The 17,808-nt window shown below is 61.2% G+C and carries 20 protein-coding genes; 6 read left to right on the plus strand and 14 right to left on the minus strand.

Translation table 11 applies throughout. The features are described 5' to 3' along the window. Window positions 1-118: 118 nt before the first annotated feature. The 6 genes from hemA (at window position 119) to KQ940_RS01875 (ending at window position 5,072) form a co-directional block, all read left to right on the plus strand. A complete protein-coding gene (gene hemA / locus KQ940_RS01850; protein WP_217411098.1) occupies window positions 119-1,390 on the plus strand; it encodes a glutamyl-tRNA reductase in 1,272 nt (423 codons plus the stop codon). Between the two features lie 11 nt (window positions 1,391-1,401). Then, window positions 1,402-2,490, plus strand: coding sequence for a peptide chain release factor 1 (prfA, locus tag KQ940_RS01855; protein WP_217411100.1), 1,089 nt, complete (start codon window positions 1,402-1,404; stop codon window positions 2,488-2,490). After that, window positions 2,480-3,322 (plus strand): peptide chain release factor N(5)-glutamine methyltransferase, encoded by an 843-nt coding sequence (prmC, locus tag KQ940_RS01860; RefSeq protein WP_217411102.1) that lies wholly within the window; start codon window positions 2,480-2,482, stop codon window positions 3,320-3,322. The genes prfA and prmC overlap by 11 nt, the downstream gene beginning before the upstream one ends. A 45-nt stretch (window positions 3,323-3,367) precedes the next feature. Continuing rightward, the gene (locus tag KQ940_RS01865) at window positions 3,368-4,123 is read left to right on the plus strand and encodes a molybdopterin-synthase adenylyltransferase MoeB (protein WP_217411104.1); all 756 of its coding nucleotides are present in this window, start codon (window positions 3,368-3,370) and stop codon (window positions 4,121-4,123) included. A gap of 5 nt (window positions 4,124-4,128) precedes the next feature. Then, the gene (locus tag KQ940_RS01870) at window positions 4,129-4,536 is read left to right on the plus strand and encodes a CoA-binding protein (protein WP_217411106.1); all 408 of its coding nucleotides are present in this window, start codon (window positions 4,129-4,131) and stop codon (window positions 4,534-4,536) included. A gap of 92 nt (window positions 4,537-4,628) precedes the next feature. Further along, on the plus strand, window positions 4,629-5,072 hold the full coding sequence (locus KQ940_RS01875; RefSeq protein ID WP_217411108.1) for a DUF192 domain-containing protein: 444 nt from the start codon (window positions 4,629-4,631) through the stop codon (window positions 5,070-5,072). 24 nt (window positions 5,073-5,096) lie between these two features. Here KQ940_RS01875 and KQ940_RS01880 read toward each other — a convergent pair whose 3' ends face one another. The 14 genes from KQ940_RS01880 to KQ940_RS01945 form a co-directional block, all read right to left on the minus strand. Continuing rightward, window positions 5,097-5,711, minus strand: a complete 615-nt coding sequence (locus KQ940_RS01880) for a hypothetical protein (RefSeq protein ID WP_217411110.1) — start codon at window positions 5,709-5,711, stop codon at window positions 5,097-5,099. A 35-nt stretch (window positions 5,712-5,746) separates the two neighbouring features. Then, window positions 5,747-6,703, minus strand: a complete 957-nt coding sequence (locus KQ940_RS01885) for an AEC family transporter (RefSeq protein ID WP_217411112.1) — start codon at window positions 6,701-6,703, stop codon at window positions 5,747-5,749. Between the two features lie 80 nt (window positions 6,704-6,783). Then, window positions 6,784-7,278 (minus strand): SixA phosphatase family protein, encoded by a 495-nt coding sequence (locus KQ940_RS01890; protein WP_217411114.1) that lies wholly within the window; start codon window positions 7,276-7,278, stop codon window positions 6,784-6,786. Between the two features lie 120 nt (window positions 7,279-7,398). Beyond that, window positions 7,399-7,920, minus strand: coding sequence for a DoxX family protein (locus tag KQ940_RS01895; protein ID WP_217411116.1), 522 nt, complete (start codon window positions 7,918-7,920; stop codon window positions 7,399-7,401). 12 nt (window positions 7,921-7,932) lie between these two features. Further along, window positions 7,933-8,703 carry an HvfC/BufC N-terminal domain-containing protein gene (locus KQ940_RS01900; RefSeq protein ID WP_217411118.1) on the minus strand — a complete coding sequence of 257 codons (771 nt, stop codon included), beginning with the start codon at window positions 8,701-8,703 and terminating at the stop codon, window positions 7,933-7,935. Further along, a complete protein-coding gene (gene bufB / locus KQ940_RS01905; RefSeq protein WP_217411120.1) occupies window positions 8,700-9,653 on the minus strand; it encodes an MNIO family bufferin maturase in 954 nt (317 codons plus the stop codon). The genes KQ940_RS01900 and bufB overlap by 4 nt, the downstream gene beginning before the upstream one ends. A 46-nt stretch (window positions 9,654-9,699) precedes the next feature. Continuing rightward, window positions 9,700-9,996 (minus strand): BufA1 family periplasmic bufferin-type metallophore, encoded by a 297-nt coding sequence (locus KQ940_RS01910; protein WP_217411122.1) that lies wholly within the window; start codon window positions 9,994-9,996, stop codon window positions 9,700-9,702. 211 nt (window positions 9,997-10,207) lie between these two features. Next, window positions 10,208-11,671 carry an MFS transporter gene (locus tag KQ940_RS01915; protein ID WP_217411124.1) on the minus strand — a complete coding sequence of 488 codons (1,464 nt, stop codon included), beginning with the start codon at window positions 11,669-11,671 and terminating at the stop codon, window positions 10,208-10,210. Window positions 11,672-11,835: 164 nt separating this feature from the next. Beyond that, complete coding sequence (locus KQ940_RS01920; protein ID WP_217411126.1) at window positions 11,836-12,537, minus strand: ABC transporter ATP-binding protein; 702 nt, start codon at window positions 12,535-12,537, stop codon at window positions 11,836-11,838. A 2-nt stretch (window positions 12,538-12,539) separates the two neighbouring features. Further along, window positions 12,540-13,307 (minus strand): high-affinity branched-chain amino acid ABC transporter ATP-binding protein LivG, encoded by a 768-nt coding sequence (gene livG, locus KQ940_RS01925; protein ID WP_217411128.1) that lies wholly within the window; start codon window positions 13,305-13,307, stop codon window positions 12,540-12,542. Further along, window positions 13,308-14,558: a high-affinity branched-chain amino acid ABC transporter permease LivM gene (locus tag KQ940_RS01930; protein ID WP_217411130.1), complete on the minus strand. Its 1,251-nt coding sequence runs from the start codon at window positions 14,556-14,558 to the stop codon at window positions 13,308-13,310. It abuts the gene before it with no gap. Beyond that, a complete protein-coding gene (gene livH, locus KQ940_RS01935; RefSeq protein WP_217411132.1) occupies window positions 14,558-15,487 on the minus strand; it encodes a high-affinity branched-chain amino acid ABC transporter permease LivH in 930 nt (309 codons plus the stop codon). Before livH ends, KQ940_RS01930 begins: the two co-directional genes overlap by 1 nt. An 84-nt stretch (window positions 15,488-15,571) precedes the next feature. Continuing rightward, the gene (locus KQ940_RS01940) at window positions 15,572-16,693 is read right to left on the minus strand and encodes a high-affinity branched-chain amino acid ABC transporter substrate-binding protein (protein ID WP_217411134.1); all 1,122 of its coding nucleotides are present in this window, start codon (window positions 16,691-16,693) and stop codon (window positions 15,572-15,574) included. 135 nt (window positions 16,694-16,828) lie between these two features. Next, window positions 16,829-17,779, minus strand: a complete 951-nt coding sequence (locus tag KQ940_RS01945) for a LysR family transcriptional regulator (protein WP_217411137.1) — start codon at window positions 17,777-17,779, stop codon at window positions 16,829-16,831. Window positions 17,780-17,808 lie beyond the last annotated feature (29 nt).

Consider the following 17,808-nt stretch of genomic DNA (forward strand, 5'->3'; position numbering starts at 1 on the left):
GCCGCTGCACGGACAGGTTGATCCGCGGCAAGCCTTGGATGCACAGCTTCTTAATCCAGAGAGCGTAAAGGTGTATGATGTCGCGCTTGTCTCATCTGGGTAGTGCGAAGCGTAATCTATGGCGTTGCTGGCATTGGGGATCAATCATAAGACCGCGTCGGTCGAGGTGCGCGAGCGGGTGGCGTTCGCCCCCGAGCGGATCGGTGAGGCGATGTCCGATGCCCGTGAGCAGGCGCGTCTGCAGGAGGTCGCGATCCTCTCCACCTGCAACCGCACCGAACTTTACTGCGCCACCGAACTGACCGATACCCAGCAGGTACTGGAGTGGATCGGCCGCTACCATGGCCTGGATCCGGCCGAGCTGGCCAAGTGCTGCTACATCTATCGCGATGAAGAGGCGGTGCGCCATATGATGCGCGTTGCCTGCGGCCTGGACTCGCTGGTACTGGGCGAGCCGCAGATTCTGGGGCAGCTCAAGAGCGCGTTCAGTCTGTCCCAGGATGCGGGCATGATCGGTGCCGAACTGGGGCGGCTGTTCCGCCACACCTTCTCCATCGCCAAACAGGTACGCACCGAAACCGCCATCGGCCAGAACCCGGTCTCCGTGGCCTATGCCGCCGTAAGTCTGGCACAGCACATATTTGCCGATCTGGGCGAGAGCCATGCCCTGCTGATCGGCGCCGGCGAGACCATCGAACTGGTCGCTCGGCACCTGAAGCAGGCGGGCGTACGCTCGATCACCGTGGCCAACCGCACCCTGGCGCGTGCCCAGGCGCTGGCCGATGAGGTCGGTGGCGAGGCGATCGAGCTGGCGGCGATGCCGGCGCGACTGCCCAAGGCCGATATCCTGATCTCCTCTACCGCCAGCCAGCTGCCGATCCTCGGCAAGGGTGCGGTGGAGACGGCGCTGAAGAAGCGCAAGCACCGACCCATGTTCATGGTCGATATCGCCGTGCCGCGCGATATCGAACCCCAGGTGGCCGAACTCGACGACGTCTACCTGTATACCGTCGATGACCTGACCGAGGTGATCGAGGAGAACCAGCGCTCCCGCGAGTCCGCCGCCGCCGATGCCGAGGCGATTATCGAAGCGGGTGCTCACGCCTTCCTCGGCCAGCTGCGCGAGCTGGAAGCGGTGGATACGCTGACCGCGCTGCGCGAGCAGGGGCAGGCGATCTGCGATGCCGAACTGGACAAGGCACTGCGCCTGCTGGCCCAGGGGCGCGACGCGGAGCAGGTGCTGCGCCAGCTTGCCCGTGGTATTACCAACAAGATGCTGCACCAGCCCACGGTCCAACTGCGCAAGGCGTCGGCCGACGGCCGTACCGATCTGGCGACGCTGGTGCATGAGCTCTATCAACTCTCTACCCCCGCCGAACGCTCCAACTGACAGGCAGTGCCATGAAAGACTCGATTCAGACCAAGCTCGAGAAGCTGAGTGACCGCTATGAGGAGCTGTCCGCGCTGCTCAGCGAACCCGAAGTGATCTCCGACCAGAGCCGCTTCCGCGACTACTCGCGCGAGTACGCCGAACTGGAGCCGGTGGTAAAGACGTTTGGCGACTGGCGCCAGGCGCAGGAGGATCTGGCCGAAGCCAGGCTGATGCTGGAGGACTCCGATCCTGAGCTGCGCGAGATGGCGCGGGAGGAGATCGACTCCGCCAAGGAGCGCATCGAGACGCTGGAGGGGGAGCTGCAGATCCTGCTGCTGCCGAAGGATCCCAACGACGGTCGCAACGTGTTCCTCGAGATCCGTGCCGGTACCGGCGGCGACGAGGCGGCGATCTTCTCCGGCGACCTGTTCCGCATGTACTCCCGTTACGCCGAGGCGCGTGGCTGGCGGGTCGAGGTGATCAGCGCCAACGAGGGCGAGCATGGCGGCTACAAGGAGATCATCACCCGCGTGGCGGGCGAGGCGGTCTATTCGCGGCTGAAGTTCGAGTCCGGCGCCCACCGCGTACAGCGGGTGCCGGAGACCGAATCCCAGGGCCGCATCCACACCTCGGCCTGCACCGTGGCGGTGATGCCGGAACTGGACGAGTCCGCGGCGATCGAGATCAACAAGGCCGACCTGCGTATCGACACTTTCCGCGCCTCCGGCGCCGGTGGTCAGCATATCAACAAGACCGACTCGGCGATCCGTATCACCCATATCCCCACCGGGGTCGTGGTCGAGTGCCAAGAGGAGCGCTCCCAACACAAGAACCGCGCCAAGGCGATGACGCTGCTGGCCTCTCGTCTGCAGCAGGCGGAAACCGACCGCCAGCAGGCGCAGCAGGCCAGCACCCGCAAGAGCCTGGTTGGTTCCGGCGACCGTTCCGAGCGCATCCGCACCTACAACTTCCCCCAGGGCCGGGTCACCGATCACCGCATCAACCTGACCCTGTATAAGCTGAACGAGGTGATGCAGGGCGACCTGGACGCGGTGATCGAGCCGCTGCTGCACGAGTATCAGGCCGAACAGCTCGGCGCTCTGTCCGATGTCGGCTGATACAGCACTCAATATCCAGGCCGCATTGGCGCTGGGTGCGCAACGGATCGACAGCGACTCGGCACGACTGGATGCCGAACTGCTGCTTTGTCATGTGCTGGAGAAGACGCGCAGCTACCTGTTTACCTGGCCTGAGCGTGAACTCGACCCTGATCAGCAGGCGCAATACCTTGCCCTGCTCGAACGCCGGATCGCCGGGGAGCCGGTGGCTCACCTGACCGGGTTGCGTGAGTTCTGGACCCTGAGCCTCGAGGTCACCCCCGATACGCTGATCCCGCGCCCGGATACCGAAACCCTGGTCGAAGCTGCATTGGCGCGCCTGTCCGACGGTCCCTATCGGGTCGCCGATCTCGGCACCGGCACCGGCGCCATTGCGCTGGCGCTGGCCAGCGAACGCCCGCACTGGCAGGTGGTCGCCACCGACCGTATCGCGGCGGCCGCGGCCCTGGCCGAACGCAACCGTGACCGCCTGGGCCTGCACAATGTGGATGTACTGACCGGCAGCTGGTGCGAGCCGCTCAGCGGTCGGTTCGACATGATCCTGTCCAATCCGCCCTATATCGATGAGACCGACCCGCACCTGGCGCAGGGCGACGTGCGCTTCGAGCCGCGCTCGGCACTGGTGGCCGCCGCATCCGGACTGGCGGATATCCGTCAGATCGCCGAGCAGGCGCGCGCCTATCTGAAGCCCTGCGGCTGGTTGCTGTTCGAACACGGTTACGACCAGGGCCAACCGGTACGGGCGCTGCTGAACGGCCTGGGTTATGCTGAAGTGGCAACACTGAGCGATCTGGGCGGACATGAACGTGTGACGCTTGGCCGCTTGGCTTGATAGAAAAGGCCTGATCAAGAATGCCTGAAAGAGAGGGATAAGACGGTGCTATCTGACCAGCAGTTACTGCGTTACAGCCGCCAGATCATGCTGCCGGAGGTGGATATCGACGGCCAGCAGGCCTGGCTTGACAGTCGGGTACTGATCATCGGCCTCGGCGGCCTGGGCAGCCCGGCCGCAATCTATCTTGCCTCCGCCGGTGTCGGTCATCTGGTGCTGGTCGATGACGACGAGGTGGATCTGACCAACCTGCAGCGGCAGATCGTGCACACCACGGAACGGGTCGGCGAAGCCAAGGTGGAGTCGGCGCGGCAGACGCTGCTGGCGCTCAATCCCGAGATCCGCATCGATACCCTGGCCTGTCGGCTGGAGGGCGCAGCGCTGGCCGAGCAGGTGGCCGCTGCGGATCTGGTGCTGGACTGCTCCGATAACTTCAGCACCCGCTTTGCGCTGAATCGCGCCTGTGTGGCTGCCAAAACGCCGCTGGTGTCCGGCGCCGCGATCCGTTTTGACGGCCAGATCAGCGTTTTCGACCCCCGTGTCGAGGGCGCACCCTGTTACCAGTGCCTCTATCGCGAAGGCGAGGATGAACAGCTAAGCTGTTCCGAGTCCGGCGTGTTTGCGCCCATGGTCGGCATCATCGGCACCACCCAGGCCGCGGAAGCGCTGAAACTGCTCGCCGGTATCGGCGAGACACTGGTCGGACGCCTGCTGCTGCTCGATGGCAAACGCATGGAGTGGCGCATGCTGAAGCTGCGACGCGATCCGAACTGTCCGGTATGCGCCGCCAAGGGGGAGTGAAGCTGATGGCAAATGAACAGGCATTGATCGAGAAACTTGAGCGCGAAGTGAAGCTGATCGCGCTGGTGGGCGCCAGCAACAAGCCCCACCGCGCCAGCTACCGGGTGATGGAGTTTCTGCTGCGTCACGGCTATATCGTCATTCCGGTCAATCCCAGGCTGGCCGGGCAGAGCCTGCATGGTCAGCTGGCGGTGGCGCGCCTGGCCGATATCCAGGTGCCGATCGATATGGTCGATATCTTTCGCAACTCCGAGGCGGCGGGCGAGGTGATCGACGACGCGATTGCGGTCGGCGCCAAAGCGGTCTGGACGCAGTTGGGCGTGATCAACGAACCGGCCGCCGAGCGTGCGCGCAAGGCCGGACTGGATGTGGTCATGGATCGTTGTCCGGCGATCGAGTGGGGGCGGCGCTGAACGTTCGATCGGCGCGCCGATATCCAGTGTGTCCTCCGGGTCTTGTGACGCCTGCACGGTGTCCGGTCCCGGTTCCGGGCCTGTGGCGAAGAGTGTCGCGGTTTGTGCTGCTGCTGGCATGGTCGGCACCGTTGCTGGCGTGCAGCAGTCAGAGTGCGGTGGTGCGCACGCTGCAGGTGGGTCCTGCCAACTTTCGTACCGAGATTGTTGCCGGTCCCGAGGCGCGACAGAGGGGGCTGATGGGGCGGACAGAGCTGAGCGATGAGATGGCGATGCTGTTCGTATTTCCGGATGAGCAACGGCGAGCTTTCTGGATGAAGGACACACCGCTGGCCCTGTCTATCGCCTATATCGATCGTCGCGGCATCATCCAACAGATTTCGTCAATGGAGCCTTACAGCCTGGAGCGGGTGACCAGTCTTGAGCCGGCCATGTATGGGCTGGAGGTCAAGCAGGGAGTCTTTGAACGCCGGGGCGTCAGGGTTGGCCACCGGTTGGATCTGGATGCTCTGCACGGCATCACTGCAGAGCATTGAGCTCACGCATCGTTTCGATACCGATCAGCGGTTGCCCAGCATCATCTCCCTGATCCTCTTGTCTTCGGCGCAGCGCTTGGCGTAGGCGCGCAGTTCGTCGCTGCAGTCGATCAACTCGATCGGCTCCGGCAGCGGGGCGCCGGAATGGATCAGGAAATGTACGCAGGGTTGGTCGCTCCGGCGCAGTGCTTCGGCAACCAGTTCAGTCTCGACGCTCAGGTCGGCACCGTGTTGAACCAGTCGGCTCAGATGCAGCATCAGCTGTTCCGGCTTGACGTTGTCGAAGCACCAGTGCAACAGTGAGCGGCCCTCGACACGAGCGTTGGCGTCGGCGCCTGCCTGCAGCAGTGCGCTCAGCAGTCCCAGGCTCTGATCGGCATGGCGCAGGGCAAGCAGGGTGTAGGGCGTGCCATCTGCGCTCCGGCCATTAGCCAGCTCGGTACGCTCCAGTACCCAAGTCAGTGCAGCGCTCTGGCCGGCCTGAAGGGTGATCTCCGCCGCGTTCAGCCCCTCGCTGAGCGGGGCGCTCAGTTGTGCGCTATCCATCTTCCCGGCCAGTTTGGCCAGCGTATCGCGATCGCCCGTGTTCAGGGCTGTGACCAGCTTGGCGGTACGTGCATCGCGAAAAATCCTCAGCATGGCATCTCTCCTCAGGCTTATTGACGGGCTGCTGGCTAAATGACACCCAACAATTTGACCAGGTAGATGGCGCAACTGAGCGTCACCACAGACCCGAGCGTCGTGGTCAGGATCACGTTGGCGGAGAGCTCTGCATTGGCGCCCATCGCCTTGGCCATGACAAAACTGGCCGCCGCCGTGGGGCTGGCGAACAGCACCATCAGTATGACCAACTCCTCGCTACGGAATCCAGCCAGCCAGGCGAGCGGGGTGAGCAGGGCGGGAAGCAGAACCAGCTTGATCAGGGTGGCCCAGAACGCGGTGCCCGAGCTGTCGCGCAGGCTTTTAAGGTTCAGCGAGCCGCCGATCGCCAGCAGCGCCAGGGGCAGGGTCAAATCGGCAAAGTAGTCGCCGGTACGTGCGATCAGTGCGGGCAGGCCGATATTGAAGTAGGAGAACGGCAGGGCCAGTACCACCGCCAGTATCAGCGGATTGCGTACCACCTCCAGCGCGATCCGCCCCGGCTTGACGCCCCCGGCCCGTTTCAGCGGCAGGGTCAGGCACAGGATCGCCAGCACGTTGTAGAGCGGAATGATCAGCGCCAGCAGCAGCGAGGCCTGGGCCAGGCCGGACTGGCCAAACAGGTTGTAGGATACCGCCAGGCCGATGATGCCGTAGTTGCTGCGAAAGGCGCCCTGAACAAACGCGGCCAGGTCTTCGGGGTGACCGATCCAGCGGCTGCCCAGCCACCAGATCAAGGCATAGGTGATCAGCGTGGCGATGATCACATAGCCGAGCAGGTCGGGGTTGAACATGGCATGGAAGTCCATCCGCGCGATGGCCAGAAATACCAGTGCCGGCAGTGTCAGCGTAAACACCAGCTTAGATGCGGTATTGACGAAATTCTCGTTGATCACGCGCAGGCGCAGCAGAAAAAAGCCGAGAAACAGGATGAAGAAGATGGGGGCGACAATGTTGCCGGTGAACAGCAGTGTTTGCAGATAGAGATGCACGGGCGCCTCAGGCAGGTCCGAGTGAAAGCGGCAATTTTATCGGAAAAGCCCGGCGTCGCGCAGAGCAGTATCGGAAACGCTCAGGTATGCAGTTTGGGATAATCGAATATCTGTGTGCTGCCGCAACTCTCCGCCAGTTCGCTCCAGCTCAGCACGTTGAGCATCAGGTGTTGTACCGCCGAGGTGGGGAAGTGGTACTGCGCATGGCCGCTCAGATAGCTGCCGAGATCGGCCATGCCCGGGTTGTGGCCCACCAGCATAATGCTGTCGAGATGATCCGGTTGGCCCTGCAGCAGGTTGAGCAGGGTTTCCCAACAGGCTTCATACATCTCCGGAATCGCGATGAAGGCCCGGTCATCGAGCTCCAGCGTCTGCGCCAGGGTTCTGGCGGTGACGGCGGTGCGGGTGGCGCTGCTGTACAGCAGGCGTTGAGGAATGAGTCCCATCGCTTTTACCCGGGTTGCCATCAACGGCAGGTCACGCATGCCGCGGGCATTGAGTGGGCGGTCGAAATCATCTAACCCGGGATTATCCCAGCTGGATTTGGCATGACGGATCAGGGTGAGCTGCTTCATCGTGTTCGAATCCCCTGCTGGTTATACGCGATGTTCCTTGCAGTATTGTTCCCTACAGCAGGAAAGGCAATTCGATGGCAGCGCAGAATCTGCCTTGCGCTACCGGGCGGTCCGATGCGCCTAGCCGGCAAAGCGGCGTCGCAGCCAATGATCGATCGAGGCTTTTCCCGGTCCACGGATCATCAGGTACAGCAGCACTGTGGCCCAAACGCCATGGGTTGGGTACGCGCCGGGGTAGACGAAGATCTGGATCACCAGGGTCATGATCAGCAGGGCCAAAGATGAAAAGCGTGTCGCCAGGCCGAACAGCAGCAGCACCGGGAACAGGTGTTCGGCGATGGTGGCCAGCGTGGCGGCCAGCTCCACCGGCAGCAGCGGCAGGGCATACTCCTCACGGAACAGATACAGCGTCGAGGGGGCGAAATGGGGCCAACCCAGCTCGAAACGGCCCTCGATGAAGTTGAGCGCAAAGCCCTCGATCTTGGTCTGTCCCGAGCTCCAGAACACCGCGGCAATAGAGAAGCGACCGAGTAGCGCGAGCAGAGATTCCGGAATCCGACTGAACAGCGATATCACCCAACGGATACCGTGCACAAACGGCCTGCCTTCTGTTTGACTGGCGTTAGGGGATGAGCTCTGCATCTTGGTTACTCCTTAATCTTCAAACGATAGCAGCGCCCGGCGCTTGAGCAGCGTGACCAGGGCAGAATTAAGATCGAAATCGGGATAGCTGGACAGGGTGTTCTCCAGCGCGCTGCCCATTGCCAGCCCCTGCTGCAGTGATGAGATGAAGCGGGCGCTGGCGTCGTCGAGGGGGATCACCTCGACCTCCAGTTCAGGGCGCAGGATCAGTGCCTGTTCCGCTAGCATCGGGTCGACCTGAGACAGCTGGAGTAAACCCTGATGGGCTGCCCAGAGCGACACCACGGCGTAGCGCGACTGCAGCAGGTGCGCTGAAGGGTGCAGGACGATGCCTAGCGTCGGCAGCCGCTCCGGCTGTGCCAGGGCCTGTTGCAGTGCCTCGAACGACAGTGGCTCGGCATCCGGGGCGTGATAGGCCCTGACCCTGAACCACTCCAATCGAGCCGTGTCGGCCAGATAGGGTAGCGTAGCGGCGGGCTCGAACTGATCGATGAAGTCAGGGAAATCGCCGCCGAAGTAGCTCAGCACCGGGTTGTCAGGCATCTGCCGGTGCAGGTACTCGCGTGCCATGGCGCGAAAGAAGGTTTCACCGACCAGACTCAGGACCACGCTGAAGGTACTCTCCAGCGCTTCAATCAATGAAACGATTACGTTGTTGCGGTAGACATCGAAGCGTGCCGTCGGATCGGATCCGTTCCACGCATACAGCCCTTCGGGTACCGGGCGGCTGGGGTCCAGCAAAGCGGCCTCGAACTGGGCTTCGGGGTACTGGATGCGACTCATACCCGGGCCTCCGCTGTCCGCGCTGCCGAGTTCTGCTGCTCAAGCAGGGCTTGTGCCTGCAACGCCTCGGCCACCAGTATCGGCAGCGCGGGCAGGTTGTTGTCACGCTCGATCAGCGTGGCGACAGGGCCGGTCAGTTCCAGTGCGAACTCATACAGTTGCCAGACCGCTTCTGCCACCGGGGAGCCGTGACTGTCGATCAGCAGAGGCGCGCCGGCAGCGTCCCGGTCGCGGCTGAAACCGGCCAGGTGGATCTCGCCGACCCGCTCGTGGGGCAGGGCGCGGATATAGTCCCGGCTGCTCAGCCCGTGGTTGATGCAGCTGACATAGACGTTGTTCACATCCAGCAGCAGTCCGCAGCCGGTGCGCGCGATCACCTCGGACAGGAACTCCGTTTCCGGAATCGCCGAGTCGGCGAACTGGACATAGGTGGCCGGATTCTCCAGCAGAATCTGTCGATTCAATCGCTGTTGAACCTGGTCTACGTGCTCGCACACCCGCTGCAGCCGCATTTCGGTGTAGGGCAGCGGAAGCAGGTCGTTGAAAAATTGGCCGCTATGGCTCGACCAGGCCAGGTGTTCGGAAAACTGCTCGGGCTGGTGACGATCGAGCAATGTCACCAAGCGCTGAAGATGGGCCTCATCCAGCGGTGCATCACCGCCGATCGACAACCCGACGCCGTGGATCGACAGCGCGTAGTGCTGGTGAACTCGGCTCAGATAGTGATGATAGGGGCCTCCGGGCACCATGTAGTTTTCGGCATGCACCTCGACAAAGCCGATAGCTGGACGGCTTTCGAGAAGGTCCACGAAGTGCTCGGGTTTGAGCCCGATGCCACCTGAGCGGGGTAGCCTCTCTGAAGGGGGGGTACCCACAGGTGACTGGTGCGCGACGGCTCGCTCTGTCGACGTTGCCGAACGAGCGGGCACTGAAAGCTGATGTGTCTTCATTTCGGAAACTCCTGTCGATAGCAACCGAACCGCCGCGACTTGTGCCTTACATCTTCTCGGTGAACTCTTCCAGCTGGCCGTAACCGGTCGGAGAGGTCGGCGACTCCATCTGAGTACAGGTGCCGGCCGGTACGGCTTTGAATGCATTGCCCTGGTAGTCCTTCTTGGCGGTGCCCGCGCAGGTGGTGCCGGGGCCTGCCTTGCAATCGTTCTGACCTTTCAGTGCAACGCCGTAGCACTTCTCCATCTTCGTCTCTTCGGCGGAGGCCGGCAGAGAGGCGACGCTCAGAGCCGTACCCAGAGCCAGTGCAAGAGCCGCAGCAGTGGTAGTCGTTTTAGCCATTTTTGTATCTCCAGTTTGTGATGGTATGGGCCTTTATGGCCTGTGTTTTTACTTGAAAGCTGTCGGAAGAGTGACTGCATTCATCCCTTCTTGCTGCTGTAGTCGGGAAACCTGGCGCATCCTTACACGGGAGATGAAAAAAATTTTAAATGAGTCTGAAAATGACAACGCCGCTGGCGGGGCAGCGGCGTTGTGGTCGGTCGGGTTGACGTCAGCGAGTGGGCTTTTCACCCTCGGGAGCGGCTGGCTCGGTTGTGGAGTTGCCATCCTCGGCAGTGTTCTGCTCCCGAGACTCCTGTAACGGGTGCTCCTCCATACCGATCATCTCGCCGCCGATCTCTATCTCGGCACTGACGGCAGAGGGTTCGGGTTCAACCTCTTTTTTAGCATCGTCGCCCCAGGCTTCGACCCACTCATCGGGGAAGATGTCCTCGATGGTGTTCTCGTTCTCCACCTCGTAACGCGGGTCGAATTCGTTGGATAGCTGGCTCTCCGGCATGCTCGCGACATAGTGTTCCTGGGCTGTAACGGGCAGCGGCGGCATACGGTTCTGGCGGTAGCGTACGTAGATCGATAGGCTGACCAGCAAAATCGCGAAGCCGATGAACATGGCGGCGGGGTTGAATGCCTCCATCACCATTGAGCCGGCGATAGGGCCAATGATGCTGCCGATGCCGTAACTGAGCATCAGTGCCGAACTGGCAGCCACGCGCGCGCTGCTGTCGATACGGTCGTTGGCCAGCGCCACGCCCATGGAGTAGACCAGGGAGGTCAACCCGAGCAATATGGCGGTGATCACCAAGCGTACAGGGAACGGCATCTCGGTGGTCAGCGACACGCCGCTGCTCAGCAGTGTTGCCAGAATCAGCACGATCAGCAGTACCTTGCTGCGCTGGATGCGGTCGCAGATCCAGCCGATGGGCCAGGCCAGCAGCAGTGCCATCAGTACCGACACCGTCATCAGTTGGGATACCTCTTTCACGCTCATGCCGGTCAGGCTGCCGAACAGCGGGGTCAGCGAGTAGTAGGCGCCGAGCAGTATGCCCGCGGTGAAGGCGCAGGTGAGGCCAAGCGGCGCCTCCCGGTAAAGCGAGATCAGCGACATCTTCGGGCCCTGCTCGATCACCGGCGACTGCATCCTGGAGAGCGACAGTGGAATGATCGCTGCGAGCAGGATCAGGCCGGCGCCGGTAAAGGGTACGGCGCTGATGGGATCGGTGTAACCGACCGTGAGCTGGGCCGATGTGGACGCGCCGTAGGCGGCCACCTGATACAGGGCGAACAGCGTCGAGCGGTTCTTGTTGGTGGCGACGGCGCCGAACCAACTTTCGATGATCACAAACAGCCCGGCGGCCGTGATGCCACCGATAAAGCGCAGCAGCGACCAGAAGTAGACCGATTCAAGCAGCGGATAGCTGATCGAAGCCATTGCCGTCAGCGAGGTCAGCGCGGCGAAGGTGCGGATATGGCCGACCTTGGCGACCAGGTTGGTGCACCAATGCGAGCCGACCGCAAAGCCGATGGAGTAGCACACCATAACGAAACCGACCTGAGTCGGCGGTACCCCCTCGGCGCCCAGGCGGATGCCCAGATAGGTGAGCAGGAAGGCGTTGCCTGCAATCACCAGCATCAGGCTTAAAAACAGGGCGGCCAGGGATATAACGATCAGTCTCACGGTCAGGCTCCATCCGTGCCGGATAATCGGGCCGCCGTATGCGGCCCGGAGTTCACGTTAAGCATTTAGAGTTACAAGTCTAGCAAGCAATGTTTCGGTTAAAAAAATAAGAGCGATACCGGATCCGGTATCGCTCTTGATGGTTCCTGATGGAGCGCGCCGGATCAACCGCCGAGATAAGCCTTCCTCACCGCATCATGGGTCAAAAGCGCCTCACCCGTGTCGCTCATTACGACACGACCGTTCTCCAGTACGTAGCCGCGATCGGCGATCTTCAGCGCCTGATTGGCGTTCTGCTCGACCAGGAAGATAGTGACCCCCTCATCGCGCAGCCGTTCGATGATCTCGAATATCTGCTGGATGATGATTGGTGCCAGACCGAGCGAGGGTTCGTCGAGCAGCAGCAGACGCGGATGGCTCATCAGCGCCCGGCCGATCGACAGCATCTGCTGCTCGCCACCGGACATGGTGCCACCGCGCTGGTTGTAGCGCTCCTTCAGCCGCGGAAACAGGCCGAGCACGTGATCGAGCTGGGCTTCATAAGCCGCTTTGTCGCTGAAGTAGGCGCCCATGTGCAGGTTTTCGGCCACGGTCAGGCCGGAGAAGATGCGACGCCCCTCCGGTACCACGGCCAGCCCCTTGCGCATGATCAGCGATGTCGGCATCTGCCGGATCGATTCGCCTTCAAACAGGATATCGCCGGAAGAGGCCTTGGGGTCACCGCACACCGTCATCATCAGCGTGGTCTTGCCGGCGCCGTTGGCGCCGATCAGGGTGACGATCTCGCCCCTGTTGACCTTGATGGAGACATCATGCAGGGCCTGGATCTGGCCGTAATGAGTATTGACGTTCTTGAGTTCAAGCATGCTCAGCTCTCCCCCAGGTAAGCTTTGATAACATCGGGGTTCTGCTTCACCTCATCCGGTGAGCCTTCGGCGAGCGGGGTGCCCTGGGCGATCACGTAGATATGATCGGAGATCCCCATCACCAGGCCCATGTCGTGCTCGATCAGCAAGATCGAGATCTCGTGCTCGTCACGCAGGCGAACGATGAGCTGATCCAGCTCCTTGGTCTCGTTCGGGTTGAGACCGGCGGCGGGTTCGTCGAGCAGCAGCAGTTGCGGCTGGGTCGACATGCAGCGGGCGATCTCCAGCTTGCGCTGCTGGCCATAGGCCAGGTTGCCGGCGGCACGGTTGGCGTGCTGCAGCAGGTTCACCTCCTCCAGCCAGTAGACGGCACGGTCCATCGCCTCCTTCTCCAGTCGGCGGTAGGCCGGAGTCTTGAACATCCCGGCGAACAGGTTGGTGTTCAGATGGCGATGCTGCGCCACCAGCATGTTTTCGATCACCGTCATCTTTGAGAACAGCCGCACGTGCTGGAAGGTGCGCACCAGCCCCTTGCGTGAGATCTGGAAATCCTTCAGCCCGGCGAGCTGCTGGCCATTGAACATGACGCTGCCGTCGGTGGGGATGTAGAACCCGGACAGACAGTTAAACACCGTGGTTTTACCGGCCCCGTTGGGGCCGATGATGGAGACGATCTGACGGTGTTTTACCGACAGATTGACTGAATTTACCGCGAGCAGACCACCGAAGCGCATGGTCAGCTCGTTTACATCAAGCAGTAACTGACTCATCTATTTCAACTCCAGGTGGGGGCGTTTCATCGGCACCAGGCCTTCCGGGCGCCAGCGCATCATCACCACCATCAGCAGACCGAACATCAGCATGCGGTAGTCGGAAAATTCACGCGCCAGCTCCGGCAGTACGGTCATCACGATAGCCGCGAGAATGACACCGATCTGGGAACCCATGCCACCGAGTACAACAATTGCCAGGATGATCGCCGATTCGATAAAGATGAACGACTCGGGGCTGATAAAGCCCTGGCGAGCGGCAAAGAAACATCCGGCAAAGCCCGCCGTCGACGCGCCCAGCGTAAACGCCGACAGCTTGATCACGGTACGGTTAAGACCCAATGAGCGGCAGGCGATCTCATCCTCGCGCAGCGCCTCCCAGGCACGGCCGATCGGCATGCGCATCAGTCGGTTGATCAGGTAGATAACGACGATGACCAGCAGCACCGCGATCAGGTAGAGGAAGATCACCTTCTGCCCGCTGCTGTACTCGATACCGAAGAACTCATGGAAGGTCTGTGTACCCTCGCTGGCGCGACGGCTGAACTCCAGTCCGAACAGCGTCGGCTTTTCGATGCCCGAGATACCGTTGGGACCGCCGGTGATACTGGTCCAGTTGTTGAGCAGGATACGGATCATCTCACCGAAGCCGAGGGTCACGATCGCCAGGTAGTCACCGCGCAGGCGCAGCACCGGGAAACCGAGAATAAAGCCGAACGCCGCCGCCAGCAGTGCCGCGATCGGCAGACAGGCCCAGAAGGAGAAGCCGAAATACTCCGACAGCAGGGCATAGGTATAGGCGCCGACGGCGTAGAAGGCGACGTAGCCGAGATCGAGCAGTCCGGCCAGACCGACGACAATGTTTAGCCCCAGGCCAAGCATGATGTAGATCAGCGTCAGCGTGGCCAGGTCAACCGCACCACGGGAGACCATGAAAGGCCAGACCAGCAGGCCGACCACCAGTGCCGCCAGCAGCCAGGGCTTGATCGCTTTCCAGGTCGCCTCCTGCGGCTTGAGCGTTCCCAGATCAGGTCTCGGAATGCGGCTGGACAATCTGCCCAACTGCGTCGAAAACAGCTGGCTCAGGAAAACCAGGCCAACACCGGCCAGGATCCACTCCCAGCGGTCGGCACCCGCACCGTACACGGTCAGGGTCGTGCCTTCGGCGCCGAGCCTGACGCCCAGCATCAGGCACGCCAGCACCAGGGTGATGCCGGCAGCGAAAACTGCGTTATAAAGTGAACCGCGCATCAGACTTTCTCCACCTCCGGTTTACCCAGAATGCCGGTGGGGCGGAACAGCAGGATGGTTACCAGCAGTCCAAACGCCACCACGTCCTTGTACTCGGACGGGAAGTAAGCGGCGGTCAACGCCTCGGTAACACCCAGGATCAGACCGCCCAGCATGGCGCCCGGAATCGAGCCGATACCGCCGAGCACTGCGGCGGTGAACGCCTTCAGACCGGCCATGAAACCCACGAACGGGTTGATCACACCGTAGTAGAGACCGAGCAGCAGTCCGGCGATCGCCGCCAGCGCCGCCCCGATGACGAAGGTCAGCGAGATGATGCGATTGGTGTCGATGCCGAGCAGGTTGGTCATTCCCAGGTCTTCTGCGCAGGCACGACAGGCCCGACCCATGCGGGAGCGGGAGATAAACAGGGTCAATGCGGTCATGGTGACCAGCGTCACCACCCAGATCAGCAACTGCATCCAGGACAGGGTAACTTCGAAGGTTTCCAGCGAACCAAGCTCCAGTACACTGCCGGAGATCAGCGGCGCCAGGGCGACATCACGTGAGCCCTGGGACAGGGCGACATAGTTCTGCAGGAAAATCGACATGCCGATCGCCGAGATCAGCGCGATCAGACGGTTGGAACCGCGCAGCGGCCGGTAGGCGACGCGCTCCACTGTCCAGCCGTAGGTACTGGCGATCAGCATGGCGACCACCAGCGCGATAAACAGGACCAGCGGCAGGACGAAACTTCCGATCGCCAACAGGCCGGTGATCACGATAAAGGAGACGTAGGAACCGATCATATAGATTTCGCCGTGGGCGAAATTGATCATGCCGATGATGCCGTAGACCATCGTGTAGCCGATGGCGATCAGGGCATAGGTCGAGCCGATAGTCAGTCCATTGATGATCTGCTGCAGGAGGTAGAGGCTGGCTTCAGTCATCGATACTTACCAGATAGATAAAACGATACCCCTGCGCTGTTGGCACAGGGGTATCCGGGTTCAGGGTTTAAACGCGACTCAGGATCACTGAGCGGGCGTTTTGGATCCGTCGGCGTGCAGCTGGTAGACGAGGAAGGTGGACTCGGTCAGGTCGCCCTTGTCGTCATACTTGACGGTACCGATAGCGGTATCGAAGGTGTTGGCTTTGATGTACTCGGCCATCTTCATAGCGTCGGTGCTGTCGATCGCCTTGATAGTATCCGCCATGATCTGGACCGCGGCGTAGGCCGGGAACACGAACGGACCGGTGGGATCTTCACCCTTGGCTTCGATCGCTTTTACGCGCTCGGCGTTTTCCGGGTTCTGGTCGAAGGCTTTCGGTGCGGTGGCCAGTACGCCTTCAACTGCGTCGCCGGCGATCTTGGCCAGGTCGGAGTTGACGATACCCTCAGGACCCATGAACTGGGCTTTCAGGCCTTTTTCAGCCGATTGACGCAGGATCAGCCCCAGCTCCGGGTGATAACCGCCGTAGTAGATGAAATCCACATCCGCTTTCTGCAGCTTGGCGATCAGCGCGGAGAAGTCCTTGTCGCCGGCGGTCACGCCTTCGAACATCACCGGTTCCACGCCCGCTGCTTTCAGACCATCGCGGACAACGGTGGCCAGGCCTTCACCATACTGCTGCTTGTCGTGAATCACGGCGATGGTTTTAGGCTTGGCGGTGTCGAGGATGTACTGCGCTGCCATTGAGCCCTGCAGGCTATCCAGACCGATGGTACGGAAGATCATGCCGTAACCTTTTTCGGTAATGGTCGGAGAGGTGGACGCCGCGGTGATCATCAGCACGCCTTCCTCCTCATAGATGTCGGAGGCGGGCTCGGTGGAGCTGGAGCAGAGGTGGCCGACAACGTGGGTGATACCGTCGTTGACGATCTTGTTGGCTACGGCCACGGCCTGTTTCGGATCGCAGGCGTCGTCATAGATCACGCCTTCCACATCCATGCCGTTGATGCCGCCGTTGGCGTTCAGGTATTCGATAGCGGCGAGGACGCCGATCTTCTGCATATCACCATACTGGGCGACCGGGCCAGTGGCTGGACCTGCCAGTGCGATTTTCAGAGTCTCTGCCTGCACGGTTCCGGCAATGGTCAGCGCGGTTGCTGCCGCCAGAAGAGTCTTGCTAAAACGCTTGAAGCTTTTCGCCATCTTATTTTCCCCTTCGTCCATTTTATATGCCGAACCACAACAGTTCGGCCAATGGTTAGCAAGTTAGTCAAACTTGGTGATTATTACACAGAAAAATTTTGTCGGTATAGGCAGGTTTTCGTGAATTGGTCATTATTAGGCGTTTTTTTCTGCTCGGTCCGGTGCGATCTGCAGTTTTTCCTGTAGTAAATCGATAAACAGGTCGCGCGCTTTGTTGGCACGGGCCGATTTACGCACGATCGCACCCAACTCAAGGGAGTAGATGTTACGCTCCGGGCGCAGGGCTCTCAGCTCGCCCGCCTCTGCGGTATTGGCAACATAGTGCTCGGGCAGAAAACCCAGGTAACGTCCCGAGCGGATCAGCGCGAGGCGGGTTTCGTAATAGTAGGCGGTGGCGCGCAGCTCCATCTGCTCGATCAGGCTCGCGGCATCCTTGTGCGGTTTAAGGCCCGCCTGTACGAACGGGTGGCTGTCGATCAGCTGGTCGGTGATTTCGCTATCCGGCACCGAGAACAGCGGGTGGCGGCGATGGCAGTAGAGGTAGCAGTTGTCGGAAAACAGCGGGATATATTCCAGCCCTTCGATGTGACGATGGAGGGGGATAAAGCCGACTTCCGCCTCCTCGTTGATCACCATCTGCTCGATCTCGGACATCGACGCGACATCGACGGTGATATAGACCCCTGGAGCCAGTTCATTGATCCGGTTGATCAACTCGGGCAGACCCAGACGTGGATCGCCGCTGACCGTATCCGAGAAGATCAATCGCAGATCACCGGACAGGGTGGCATTCAGATTGTTGACGGTGGCGCGGAACTCCTCCACCGAGTCGAACAGCTTTTTCGCCGACTCGTAGATGATCCGGCCCTCCTCGGTCAGCGCGAAACCGGCACGGCCGCGGTGACACAGCTTGAGGTTGAGGCGGGACTCCAGGTTGGCGATATGGATACTGATGGTCGAACGGGTGATATTGAGCTCCGCTTCGGCCGCGGAAAAGCCGCCGCACTGGACCACGGTGGTAAATACCCTGAGCTGCTTGAGCTCGAAATCGCCTACCTGGCCGAGCCAGTATTTACGTGAAGTCATCTTATGCCGGGGCTCCTGCGCTCTGCTGC

This window comes from Marinobacterium ramblicola (genome assembly GCF_019084545.1).
GTDB classification, from domain to species: domain Bacteria; phylum Pseudomonadota; class Gammaproteobacteria; order Pseudomonadales; family Balneatricaceae; genus Marinobacterium_D; species Marinobacterium_D ramblicola.